This is a genomic window from Paenibacillus sp. MT124 (genome assembly GCF_058792755.1).
This window is the reverse complement of the sequence record NZ_CM179500.1, coordinates 4,802,810-4,815,147: the sequence shown is the minus strand read 5'-3', so window position 1 is coordinate 4,815,147 and position 12,338 is coordinate 4,802,810. Positions and strand designations below refer to the sequence as shown.

The 12,338-nt window shown below is 47.3% G+C and carries 12 protein-coding genes; 5 read left to right on the top strand and 7 right to left on the bottom strand.

What is annotated here, in order from left to right:
• Positions 1-121: 121 nt before the first annotated feature.
• Positions 122-1,705, bottom strand: a complete 1,584-nt coding sequence (locus AC3RCI_RS21750) for a choice-of-anchor I domain-containing protein (RefSeq protein ID WP_492526356.1) — start codon at positions 1,703-1,705, stop codon at positions 122-124.
• Between the two features lie 211 nt (positions 1,706-1,916).
• Positions 1,917-2,699 (bottom strand): SDR family oxidoreductase, encoded by a 783-nt coding sequence (locus tag AC3RCI_RS21745; protein ID WP_154896219.1) that lies wholly within the window; start codon positions 2,697-2,699, stop codon positions 1,917-1,919.
• Positions 2,700-2,849: 150 nt separating this feature from the next.
• On the opposite strand from AC3RCI_RS21745, the gene AC3RCI_RS21740 reads away from it, so the two are divergent.
• Both AC3RCI_RS21740 and AC3RCI_RS21735 read left to right on the top strand, forming a co-directional pair.
• The gene (locus AC3RCI_RS21740) at positions 2,850-3,743 is read left to right on the top strand and encodes a LysR family transcriptional regulator (RefSeq protein WP_336780441.1); all 894 of its coding nucleotides are present in this window, start codon (positions 2,850-2,852) and stop codon (positions 3,741-3,743) included.
• Between the two features lie 212 nt (positions 3,744-3,955).
• Positions 3,956-4,399: an Hsp20 family protein gene (locus AC3RCI_RS21735; RefSeq protein ID WP_154896221.1), complete on the top strand. Its 444-nt coding sequence runs from the start codon at positions 3,956-3,958 to the stop codon at positions 4,397-4,399.
• 126 nt (positions 4,400-4,525) lie between these two features.
• On the opposite strand, the gene AC3RCI_RS21730 is transcribed toward AC3RCI_RS21735, so the two are convergent.
• The 4 genes from AC3RCI_RS21730 to AC3RCI_RS21715 all read right to left on the bottom strand — a co-directional run bounded on the left by AC3RCI_RS21730 (position 4,526) and on the right by AC3RCI_RS21715 (position 7,988).
• Positions 4,526-5,080: a DUF1697 domain-containing protein gene (locus AC3RCI_RS21730; RefSeq protein WP_154896222.1), complete on the bottom strand. Its 555-nt coding sequence runs from the start codon at positions 5,078-5,080 to the stop codon at positions 4,526-4,528.
• A 110-nt stretch (positions 5,081-5,190) separates the two neighbouring features.
• Positions 5,191-5,841: a hypothetical protein gene (locus AC3RCI_RS21725; RefSeq protein WP_336780442.1), complete on the bottom strand. Its 651-nt coding sequence runs from the start codon at positions 5,839-5,841 to the stop codon at positions 5,191-5,193.
• Positions 5,842-6,217: 376 nt separating this feature from the next.
• Positions 6,218-6,781, bottom strand: coding sequence for a TetR/AcrR family transcriptional regulator (locus AC3RCI_RS21720; RefSeq protein ID WP_336780443.1), 564 nt, complete (start codon positions 6,779-6,781; stop codon positions 6,218-6,220).
• The gene (locus tag AC3RCI_RS21715) at positions 6,774-7,988 is read right to left on the bottom strand and encodes an MFS transporter (RefSeq protein WP_336780444.1); all 1,215 of its coding nucleotides are present in this window, start codon (positions 7,986-7,988) and stop codon (positions 6,774-6,776) included. Before AC3RCI_RS21715 ends, AC3RCI_RS21720 begins: the two co-directional genes overlap by 8 nt.
• 216 nt (positions 7,989-8,204) lie before the next feature.
• Between AC3RCI_RS21715 and AC3RCI_RS21710 the strand changes: the two genes are divergently transcribed.
• A complete protein-coding gene (locus AC3RCI_RS21710; RefSeq protein ID WP_336780445.1) occupies positions 8,205-9,011 on the top strand; it encodes an alpha/beta fold hydrolase in 807 nt (268 codons plus the stop codon).
• 24 nt (positions 9,012-9,035) lie between these two features.
• A complete protein-coding gene (locus AC3RCI_RS21705) occupies positions 9,036-10,019 on the top strand; it encodes a sensor domain-containing diguanylate cyclase (RefSeq protein ID WP_336780446.1) in 984 nt (327 codons plus the stop codon).
• Between the two features lie 108 nt (positions 10,020-10,127).
• Here the strand turns inward: AC3RCI_RS21705 and AC3RCI_RS21700 are convergent, their stop codons facing one another.
• Positions 10,128-11,615 (bottom strand): right-handed parallel beta-helix repeat-containing protein, encoded by a 1,488-nt coding sequence (locus AC3RCI_RS21700; RefSeq protein ID WP_492526354.1) that lies wholly within the window; start codon positions 11,613-11,615, stop codon positions 10,128-10,130.
• 118 nt (positions 11,616-11,733) lie between these two features.
• Between AC3RCI_RS21700 and AC3RCI_RS21695 the strand changes: the two genes are divergently transcribed.
• Complete coding sequence (locus AC3RCI_RS21695) at positions 11,734-12,270, top strand: SMI1/KNR4 family protein (RefSeq protein WP_492526352.1); 537 nt, start codon at positions 11,734-11,736, stop codon at positions 12,268-12,270.
• Positions 12,271-12,338 lie beyond the last annotated feature (68 nt).

The following is a 12,338-nucleotide window of genomic DNA, read 5'->3' as shown; positions in this document are numbered from 1 at the left end:
GCAGAGATGGCACACTAGCAGGCAGCAAAAAAGGACATGGGAGCGTGATGCTCTCATGTCCTTTTGAAATTTCATGAACTTAATACCCAGCTGCTGGAACAGCCGCCTGCTGCGTACTGAATTATTTTTTCTCAAAAAAGCTAAGTGTCCCTGTGCTCTCATCCGCACTAACAAATACGCTGCGGCCGTTAACCCGGTGGATTCCTTCCGGTGACTCACCAGCTGTCGGAATCAGGCCGAGGTAGGCCGGGTTTACCGGGTCGGCCAGATCGAAGAACAGAATGGCATCGGCCCGTTCAGAGGCTACGGCAGCATAGGTTGTGCCGTCTACAGTGGATACCGTCAGATTTTCAACTTCACTGCCTTTGCTCGGACTGCGATCATCAGGGTATAAACCAACCCTCGCGGTTGCTTCATCGATCAGGTTTTGGCTGTCATATACCCGCTTGCCCTGCAAATCCCAGACGGCGATATTGCGTCCGCCAGCTTTGACACCATCGTCAAACTCGTCTTTGCCCAGGTCGCCTTCATTGGCGGTCAGCAGGTATTTGCCATCTGCAGAGAACGCAATACCATCTGGCTCGTAGCGGGCTGTCAGGCTCTCGGTGAACTGAACGACACCGTCATCGTTCAGATCGGCTTGATGTGAGGTGGTACCAAGCGAGAAGATCGAGCTGATCTGTTTCGTTTGCAGGTCGATGATGGCAATGACATTGTTCTCCTGCAATGTAACAGCAGCGGTTTTGCTGTCCGGGCTGATGGCAACATACTCTGGCTGCGGGTCATGCGGATAGCTTGCACCGCTCACATCTTCCAGAGACACAGGCAGGTTAGTTACCTCTCCTTCAAGGACGTTTCCGCCGGCAAACGATACAATCATGATGCTGCCTGGGCGTTTGGCATTAGGGTAATCGATCTCGTCCGCAGCCTTGTTAAGTTCCTCATCTTCGATTGCGATCACGGCTTGCAATCCATCCGGGGATAATGCGATGGAGTCTGGCCCGACCCCAAGCTCATACGTCTTCACGGTTTTGTAGGTTGCAAGATCAACAACCGCCAGTAGCCCCTTGTTCGCCTCGGTATCTGTATCGCCGGTACGAATAACGGCGAGGCCATATTTGCCGTCCTTGGATACGGTTACGCTAGTTACCTCTGCTTTGGCAGAGAGATCATGGAAGCTGACGGTTTTCAGAACGTTCACGTTGTTCAGATCAGCAATATCCAGCACGGAAATGCTGCCATTGTCTGCTTCAGTTACGAGGAGGCGCTTGCCGTCCGGAGTGGAGGCAGCAATTTCGGCTTTGCCGCTTGGCATCTGGAAGGCCGCTGTCTGTTCAAATCCGGTTTTATTTTGGCGCAGGATCACCTGATCCGTAATCCGTTTCAACGTTTGTGGGGAAACGTATGTCGTTCCTTTCGTAACATAACTTTTGCTGTCCAGCTGCGTTTGCACCCCGTTGATGGTAGCTGTAGCTGTTTCGACCGGAAGCTGCACTCGGACTTCACCCAACTGGATGTCGACACTGCGACTGCTGCTATCCCAAGTGACGGTTCCCTGCATATTTTGGATGGCTGTTCGTAGTACGACATGATTAGTAGATTCGGATGCGCTTGCCGCATGAACCATCGATGTGTAGCTGGCTGCTCCTGCACCGAGTATAGCTGTCATGGACAAAACGGCGAGCCATTGATTTCTCTTTTTCACAGTTCCAGATCCCCTTTTACCGATTCATGGTTGATAGTATGTACAATTGTTTTAGTATAGGGGCGAATTGTTAAGCCGAGGTTAGCGAACTGAAGCAGTTTTGTAAAAATATCGAGTAATGACATCCAAGTGAAAAAAGCCTACTGGCAGAGCTGAGCTCTGTCCAATAGGCTTTACTTGGTATATGGAAACCATGTGGAAATGTACAGACTTAGAACCAGCGGCTCAGGTCTGGATATCCGGTCGTTGCCCAAGCTCCATCCACGATGAGGCTGGAACCGGACACATATCCTGCATCTTCGCTCGCAAGGAACAGGGCAGGTCCCGTCATTTCTTCCGGCTGAGCAGCACGTTTCATCGGAATCCGCTCCATGTAGGCTTCTTTGATATCTGCGTTGGAGAGCAGTTCCGCAGTTAAAGGTGTATCGATGAGACCCGGTAGAATAGCATTAACACGAATGCCGTTACGCGCCATTTCGAGTGCTCCATTCTTGGTAAGCATTTCGACACCGGCTTTGGCAGAGGCATAGGCCGATCCGGCATACATAGGCACGTGGGAGTTGAGGGAAGCCACATTTACGATGGCTCCGCCACCATGTTTAGCCATCTCAAGGGCTTCATGCTTCATGCTTAGGAAGACACCTTTCATGCACAGATCCACGGTGAAGTCCCAATCTTTCTCCGATAGTTCCGTAATGACGCCTGCACGGGAGGCACCTGCCACATTAAAGGCCAGATCGAGTTTGCCAAATTGTTTGACAGCGGCACTCACCATTTCTTCAATATCGTTTTCAACGGTCACATTGGCTTTAACACCGAAGAACCGTTCCCCAAGTTCAACCTGGATGGCGTCCAGACGTTCTGTATTCAGATCGGCAGCAAGGACGGAAGCTCCTTCTTGGACAAGGCGTCTTGCAATGGCATATCCGATACCGGATGCCGCACCTGTAACAACCGCAACTTTACCTGCAAATCGATTCTCAAATGGATTCATATGTAGCACTCCTTTGTCGGTTAAAATAAAAAAAATGATTTCGCTTACATTCATCTTCAATTCAAGTATACTTAATTTTATGATTCATGTATATTTAACAAAAATGCACTTAACATAAAATAAATTAATGTAAGGATTAGGAGTTAAACGATGAATCTGGAACAAATGGTGTATGTACTTGAAGTTGAAAAGACCAACTCTATTACCGTTGCTGCTGCAACATTATCGGTCACGCAGTCCACGATCAGTCAGGCGATCACACGTCTGGAGCATGAGCTGGGCATGCCATTGTTCAGCCGGTCCCGTAACGGTGTGTATGTATTGGAACAGGCCAAGCCTATTTTGGACAAAATGAAATCGGTTGTCGATACGGTCCAAAACATCAAGGAGGATGCCCAGTATATAGGGGAATCGATCCATGGAGAACTCCGATTGTCAGCCATACCTGGAGGAATTCCGGGCATCATACCTACCATTGCGAGTATGAAGAAACGATATCCGGATCTGAAATTCGAGCTGTCCGAAAGTGCTGCCCGCAACATTATCAGAGATGTGCGGAACAAGCAGGTCGATCTCGGTCTAATCGCTCTATATACAGATGATATGGAGCAGCATCTGGAAGGATTGCGCTTTGTTCCCATTGATGAAGGGGTGATGCGTGCCTGTGTGAATCATACCAATCACTTGGCAGGCAAGAAGTCGATCACCATGCATGAATTGAAAAACGAGACACTGGTGTTATTTAATGACGAATTGGTGGATTTGTTTGTAGGGGAGCTTTCACAGACGGTAGGAGAGGTGAATGTATTGTTCCGAACGAACAATTCCGAAGTGGTCAATGCCGCCCTTGCCCAGCTGGATGCGGTGACGATCGGTCATGAATATTCATTCACACATGACAGAAGTGTCCTGCATCATGACTTCTCCATCCTGGAAATTGAAGGTGTACAGCGTGCGATTTCCATTGGATGGGTTATGCGTGAAAGCAAATCGTCCAATCTCATCGTTAAGCGGTTTCTGGATCGTTTTCAGTATGAAGGATAGCGTTCTGTTCATTCTCTGAATGAGCCCGAAAAAGCAGGAAGGTCAAAAAAGGTCAAATCAAAAGAAACAAGGATTTATTTTCAAGCAGCGAGCCATATTGAAGAAAAATCATTTTTTTTCGGCTCTTACGTATTTTGAGCATCATCCACAAGAGGATTATAATAATCCATGTAAGCAACAACAAACCAATCACATATAAGGAGATGATGTTCATGTTTGATCTGATCCCGTTTCGTAAACGAAATGAAGACCTGTTCGGACACATGCTGAAATCCTTCAATGATATGGTTGACAGCCCGTGGCTTTCTCCCTTTGGAACCGGCAGCCAGCCATTCCGGACGGATATCCGTGAGGAAGATGGGAAATATTTGATTGAAGCTGATCTGCCTGGTATCGCCAAGCAGGATATCGATATTCAGGTACAGGGCAATGAACTGGTGATCCGTGCTAAACGTAATGAGTTTCATGAACAGAAGGATGATTCGAATCGAATTATTCGGCAGGAGCGCAGGTCCGGTGAATTCCTCCGGCGTTTCTATGTGGAACATATTGATGAGGAGAACATTAAGGCCCGATTGGAAGATGGCGTGCTGAAGCTTGAAATTCCGAAACGTACAGGAGACGATCATACGCACAGACGTATTCAGATCGATTAATGATTTTACATGCAGCAGCTTGTATTCATAAAAGGTATCCCTCAAGGCAAACAGCATGGAGACATCCGTCAAGATGTTCCTCCATGCCATCCCTTGGGGGATTTTTTTCATGCGAAGTTCTTATGATCACTCTGCCGCAGCCAGCATGAGCCTATAAATTTGGCGGGTCGTGTTGACGTTCCTGACCGTCATATATTTATAGACAGATGAGCCGACAAGCTTGTTCATCCCGCTGCGTCCGGCATCTTCTCTGCTTACTGAATACAAGATGGCTCCGGTAACGTATATCAATGTGCCCACTTCCGGTTTGAGGGGCAGCTTGTCCAACACCGAGACGTCATTGACTTCATCCCACAGAAACATCACGTCACTCTTGGCCTGCTCGTCATTGGTCCATTCCTCCGGCAGCGCCTGAAGCACAGTCTGCATTTCTTCCATATTGCGCACCACGACACGGATCTCTAATCCGAACTCAGCAGTAATGGCTTGCTCCAATATCTTGGATATCTCGGCGTTAGCGTGAATACGTTCCTGATCATCGGCGAAGATAATGTTGCCCGTATTAATGTAAGTTACGACATTCTGCATGCCTGCTTGTTCAAAAGCTTCTTTCAGCTGCTTCATATTGATCTTATTGTTCCCGCCTACATTAATCCCCCGCAGCAAAGCAACATAAATCATGGTCTTCCCCCTAGTTCATCAGAGATAAATTCTTCTGTATGCAAATTTCAGCACACATTATCAATTCGTTAGCGAAGCCACTCAATCTTGCTTGTTCTCATTCCGATGGTTTAACGAAGCGATAAATATTCAACCAGATGTGCGGTGTGCTCTGCGCCAAGCAGATCAACCAATAAAGGTTCTATATGCTCCAAATATTCAGGTTTGGTTTCATAGGTCTCTTCATCCTTCACTTCTCCGCCGTAAGCGCGTGCCGCTTCAATCAGGATGGCGAGTGCAGTGAACAGGTCGGACAATGAACCCGCAATACGCCGGGGCTCTCCGCCTTCAAAGGCAGCATACACAGGTGAGTTGGCTTCGCTTGTATCCACAATCAATGGATCATCATTGAAGTTGGCAATAACGACATGATTTGCTTTCCAGGAGGGCGACTCCACATATGGCTCATTCATGCCGATCCAGCGATAACCCTGCTGCTGGCGATGCAGGTGCTCAGGAGCAACGAAGGATAATAGGGCCGCATCTCCAATTTCCACGGCCGCATTTTTCATTTTGAGTGTCCCTTCAGCTTTTGCATCTCTCATCTCATAATGGGTGTACAAATACACAAGCTCAGGTGAGAGGGGTATACGCTTGTCCACTTCGGGCTGGTTAGGTTGTTCGCGGGGGCGGAGATCATGTTGTTTGAAGAGTCCGTAAGCTTCATTGTATAAATCCTGCTGTTCAATAAACTGTTGTAAGGCAGCGTCCAATTTTTGCATGGTTTTAATTCCTCCAGATGTTATGAATGTCATGTTAATGCTATGTATAGATCCTGTCGCCATAGAAATTATACTATATCAAAATGGGAAAAGCTTACAACCTGTTATGTTGGGGGTCGAGTGGAATGTCCCACATGACTATAAGACTGAGCCAGTGGCTAAACATTTTAATGGGGAAGACAGCTTGGGTGCAACGGAGCAGAAGGGATAGGGAAGCGGCCTGCTTAAGACCGGATACGGACACGGACACGGCAAAGGGTGACTGCGAAATAACGAAGGCATAGCTCGCGTCAAAAGAACATCACAAAGAGGAGCGGTCTCCACAGTATAAACATGGAGATGCGCTCCTCTTTGCTTGCAGGACAAGTCAAATTCGCTAGCGACGTATGCCTGTCCAGAATACATTCCAGGCAATGGTGAGTGCGTGTTCATAAGATTGTCTCGTCTCATATACGAGCTGTACATCCAGTCCATCCAATAGCGTGACATAAGCCACCGTAGCTTCCTCAGGGTTCAGACGGATGTTCTCATGTTTGGCAAACACGGCGGCGAGCTCGGCTTTGAGCGTGCCAAGATATGTTCGATACTGCGCGAGGACAAAATCATGCACTTCAAGCGGAGTGATAAAGGACAGAATGTACATAAAAGCCACATTCGGATGTGTCAGGAATCTGTTTTTATGCTCAAGCAAAAAGTTGTACAATTGCTGCTCCAAAGGCAGTTCATTCGCTTGCAGGAAGAAATCTTTGACGAATTGCTGTTCCTCCTGCACCACTTCCTCATAAAGTTCAAGCAGCAGTGCCTTTTTGGTCGGGTAATGATACGCAAGCGATTGCTTGCGAATGCCTGCCTCTTCGGCAATCTGCGCCATCTTGGTTCCTTCGTAACCCAGACGATTGAAATGTTGGATGGCAATGTCCTTGATGCGTTGTTTACTCAATGTCTACCTCCAATGAATAATCTTCAGCTCTCCGTTGTTTACGGGAGTATACCAGATATAACAGGATATATACCACAAAAATGCCTATGGCAATATCATACACCACTGTATAGGAAAATGCTGAAGCAATCATACCAAGCAGCAGTGAACCACCGCCAATGCCCAGATCGAAGAAATTAAAGAAGGAGGCCATGGCATTCTCATGTTCATGCTCGTCCACCAGATTGACGCACCAGGTCTGAATCGCTGGGAAAATGGCACCGAATCCAAATCCATACAAGGCACCGGCTATGAGGAAGTGCATGTCATTTTGAGCGATGGTCAGTATGAACAGTCCCGCGATCGCAAATACGGCAGATGGCAGCAATACGGACCCCGGGCCCAATTGATCGAACATTCTCCCCGAGAACAATCGGACCACAAAACTCGCAATAGCCACGATGAAGAAAAACCAGGCTACATTATCAAATCCTCTCTCTGCCGCAAACAAGGCTACAAAAGACATGATCGACCCGGCAGCAACGCCAACTAACATAATCAGTAGAGAAGGAAAGAGTACCTTTCTTTCGATTAGCTTGACCTTAGGTGTGGGGGAACCCGATGGGTCTGCACCTGATGCTGTTTTTGGTTTTCTCGATACAAATATCGCCATGATCAGAGCGAGAAGCAGGATGCACATACCACCCATGAACAGACTTTGATAATTGTATTTGTACAGAAGACTGGTTCCGATCAATGGGCCAATGGAAATGGCTACAGTCTCTCCTACACCGAAATACCCCATACCTTCACCCCGGCGATCCCGCGGGATGTTTTCCGTGGCGATCGTTGCAAAATATGTCGTTGCCAGACCAAATCCGAATCCGTGTATAACCCGCAATATCAAAATCATCCAAATACCTGACGAAAGGTAGTATGAACCTGTAGTTAAAGCACATATGGTTATACCGATGAGCAGGAGAAACTTTTTGTCCATCCGTGATGCAAGCACCGACGTGAAAGGGCGAACCAGGATGGCCGAGAACATAAATATGCCTGTGACCAGGCCGATTTGGGAAGCATCGCCGCCAAGCGTTGAAACGAATAAAGGCAAGGTTGGTAACAGCATTTCAAAGGCCATAAACAATAAAGCGTTAGCCAGCATGATAAAAATAAAAGATCTTCCCCACAATTTCCGGGGTGCATTTCCAATTCCAAGGGTAGTCATTCATCTTCCTCCACTTTGTTATCTTTGTCGCGCGACATGTTGAATTGATATTACCTGACGACAGTCAGGTTGTAAAGGTTTTTGTGATTTGCGGAAATGCGAATCTTATTCATGTTTACCTCAAGTGAATTAATATTTTTAATTCATATTCCAACTTTTTCCGATATAATAACCACATATGAAGTGAATGGAAAATACCTCAGAGAGGTGATTGTAATGACGGTTGACGTCCTTGTACGCAACAATGTAAAAGTGCTTGGTTCAGGCAGCAGAACGATTGTCTTTGCTCATGGGTTTGGATGTGATCAGGACATGTGGCGCTATATCGTTCCGGGTTTTAGTGAAAATTATCAAATTGTTTTGTTCGATTATGTAGGCTCAGGGCAATCTCAGATCAATTATTACGATGCGCATAAATACAGTGATTTGCAAGGATATGCTACGGATGTTCTGGAGATTATGGAAGCGCTCAAATTGAGAGATACGATATTCGTTGGGCATTCTGTCAGCAGCATGATTGGCATGCTGGCATCAATTCAAGCTCCCCAATATTTTAATAGCATCGTGATGCTGGGGCCTTCTCCGCGATATGTGAATGACCTGCCGAATTATTATGGGGGCTTCGATCGCCGTGACATTGATGAACTGCTCGAGATGATGCAGTTGAATTTCATTGGCTGGGCAAGTTATTTGGCACCGATCGTGATGCAGAATGCGGAACGGAAGGAGCTCACGGAAGAGCTGGAGAAGAGCTTTTGCTCCAGAGATCCGCATATTGCAAGGCAATTTGCCGAGGTGACGTTTTTGTCCGACTGTCGTGAGGAATTGGAACAGGCATCTGTACCTACGCTGATTCTTCAATGCTCCGATGATAGCATTGCCCCGGTTGAAGTAGGCGATTATCTGCATGCTCATCTGAAGAACAGCATGCTGCAGCAGATGACCGCCAAAGGACATTACCCTCACTTAAGTCAACCGGAAGAAACCATTCGATTGATTAATAATTATTTGACGAGCGCATAAAACCCAGAAGAAAGGCTGTTATTGATGGATGCACAATTAGATCTTGCTCCCTGCGGGTACTTCTCGATTTCTGACTCGGGGGTTATACAATCAGTCAATCAAACCCTGCTGATGATGCTGGGTTATGAACGCAGCGAGCTAATGGGAAGACATATTGAGTCCACCATGTCGGTCACCAACAAGCTTTTTTTCCACACCTATTTCTATCCGTACATTCAGCTGTATGGCCGCGTGGACGAGATGTACTTTACGTTTCGCACCAGTGAGCAGCAGGATGTTCCGGTTCTGCTTAATGGGATTCGCCAGACTCGTGACGGGGAAAGCGTCGTGGACTGTGTGGTCGTGGTCATGCGTAAACGGATTGAACATGAGAAGGATATTTTGAACACGAAGACAAAGCTGCAGGAGCTCTATCAGGCTACGCATGAAGCAAACAAGGAGCTTGAACGGCTGCACGAGGAATATGAAGTGAAGCAGCAGGCATTAATTAAAGTGAATGACCAGCTCGAGACGATGGCTTCTACCGATCTGCTCACCGGACTTAAAAACCGCAGATTCTTTCAGCTGAAAATGCTTGAAAGCCTGGAGAGCTACCGTGCCACCCAGCGCGAGTTCTCGCTGCTGGTCGTAGATATTGATCATTTCAAAAGCATTAACGACACGTACGGACATCCGGTAGGGGATCTCGTACTTGGCAATCTGGCAGGTCTGCTGCAGTCGGTATCCAGAAGTTCGGACGTTGTGGCTCGTTATGGGGGGGAAGAATTTGTGATTATTCTCACGGATTGTACGGCCGAGCAAGCAGTGATTACAGCCGAACGGTACCGTACTCAGGTGGCTTCTGCGGATTGGGGAGTCTATAATATCACCATCAGTATCGGTGCAGCGACGGTTGCTGAGGAAGATACGGATCAGTCCTTGTTCCAAAAAGCGGATATGGCGCTGTATGCCTCCAAAACCGGAGGGCGCAATCGGGTGACTCATGCAGCTGGTTTAATCCAAAGCTAACTCCTTATAACTAATGATGTAGTAAAACAGAAAAAAACCGGACAGGATAGGGACACCCCTTTATCCGATCCGGTTTTTGATTTTCTATTCTTTTCTTAGTCTCCGCTGTTACCTGGGTGCAAGGTAACCATAACCTTCTGCCGGTGATCCGGGCTGGAGATTGAAGTCTTCGCTGGTTTTGTCCATGAAAGCCGGATTTACATAGCGTGAGTGTGCGTCATTGCCGGAGTCCTTCATGTAGGCTGGAAAACCGGAATATCCTTCATTTTTCCAAACCCACAGGGCATCTTCCTCTGCAACCGGGGTATAGTATACATTTTCATCAAGCAGATTCCCTGAATTGCTGTTGTATTCATTGTAGATGAGCACACCTGAGCTGCCTGACACGACAATGTTGCGCTTAAACGTGTTGTTCTTCGTCATGGCTTGCACGAATAGTTGCCCATTGCCTGCGCCCAAAGTGTCATTCTGAAACAGGGTATTGTACATCACCGTGCTGTTTTCGGTAGACCCGCGTTCCTCGTCATATCCTCCCATGGCAATGCCCGTCAGCCTGTTGTTATAGACCAGGTTATCCTGAACCGTAATATGGCTTGTGGAACGCCCGGCATGTTCGGATGCGATTTCGATGCCGATATCGTTGAGGTATACCCGGTTCTGGTCAATGATATGATCTGTACCCCCATCGACATAGATGCCCCCTGCCGAATGGCTGTCATTGGGAAGGTTGGTGCCATAAGAAGGATTGAAATTGGACGTAATATCGTATACTTCGTTACCTCTTACAATTCCGTTTCGGGCTCGATCATACTTGTCATTTGCAGATATCCCTTCATACCCAATCAGATCGATGCCGATGTTGTCCGTATCATGGATGGTGTTGTCCAGTATGGAAAAAGTGTCCACATTTCCGTTAACAGCGAGTGACTCGCTTGAACCCAAGACCAGATCATATAATTCATTATCCTGGATAAGAATATTCCGCAGTGCTGCGGGGTGTTCCGTGCCATAGACAGCAATCCCATGAGCATCTCTTCCCGTTAAATCGGGTCCTTTCGGCTGAACAACGTTGGCAATCGCGTGTACGGTGTTGCCTCGAATTTGGATGTATTCACCTGCTCCGTGTACATAAATCCCGGCGGGTACCTGATCAGCATGTGTTGTGGTGAAGTTGCGAATCTCAACATTCTGAATCGTGATGAAGCTGGCATTCTCCACTTCAATCAAGCCTTCAAGTCCATTAACAGACAGACCCTTTCCGTCAATAATGGCTTTCTCATCGGGATAGCTGGAGAAGATGGTAGGCTTAGTGGAGGAATGACCGCTCCGGGTGATTTTGACTTTCTGCTGGTACACGCCCTCTCGCAAATAGACCGTACTCCCTGGCGTGGCTTGTTCAGAAGCATGCTGCATTGTTTTCCAAGGGGATTGAATCGTACCGCTGTTTGCATCGTCACCTGAAGGTGATATGTAATAGACTTCCTGATGGTGGGATCTGTCAGTCGGAGCAGGGGCTGGATTGGATGTGACCTGATCCTGGCAACCCGCTGCCAGCAGCGTCAGAGCCAGAAAACAAAAGTTGACTGCACGAAGCAAAGGTTTTCCTCCTTATGAGTTAGCTGTGAAGTTTTGATTATAGCAGATTTGAATGGTGAAATATGCCATGATATGCTGATAGAAAGGTAAAATGTGAGTGTGTAATGGAGGGTTAAGCATGTGGAACGATGTTTTTGAAAAGGAGTGGGAAAAGCGGCCTGGAGCGAAGCGGGAGGAATTGCATGTATTTCTGCAAATGTGGAATGATGCGTTATCCGTGCAGGAGCTGCAAGAGATCAGGGCGAGGCAGAAGAATCCCTTTCCGAAGTCATCTCCTTTTTATGAACAATATGTACCTCTTGATCCCTCGTCCTGGTCGTTCCCGAAGCGACCATTGCCAGACAGTCATGCGCATTTACTCACCTATTCCAACGGTGGAGAATTCCAGAATGGCGAGAGGATCTTTCAGTTTCATGGTACTCCTGATTTTAGAGAGATGAATCTGGCCTATGAATTTGCAGAATACATGCCCGGCTCGGTTTCCTTCGCAATGGATGGAAGCGGCAATCATTATATTTTTGATATGAGAGAGCCAGCACGAAACGGGGAATATCCGATCCTTTTTGCTCATTCTGGAAATCTGGGGTACGAGGATTGCGTACAAGTGGCCGATTCATTGCCTGAATTGTGCAGGGGAACCGATGAGATTGGATGATGAGGAAGACTTTACGCGGTAGGGTAGAGCTGGACCACGAGAATGGTGAAGTGTTAGAGGGATTTGGT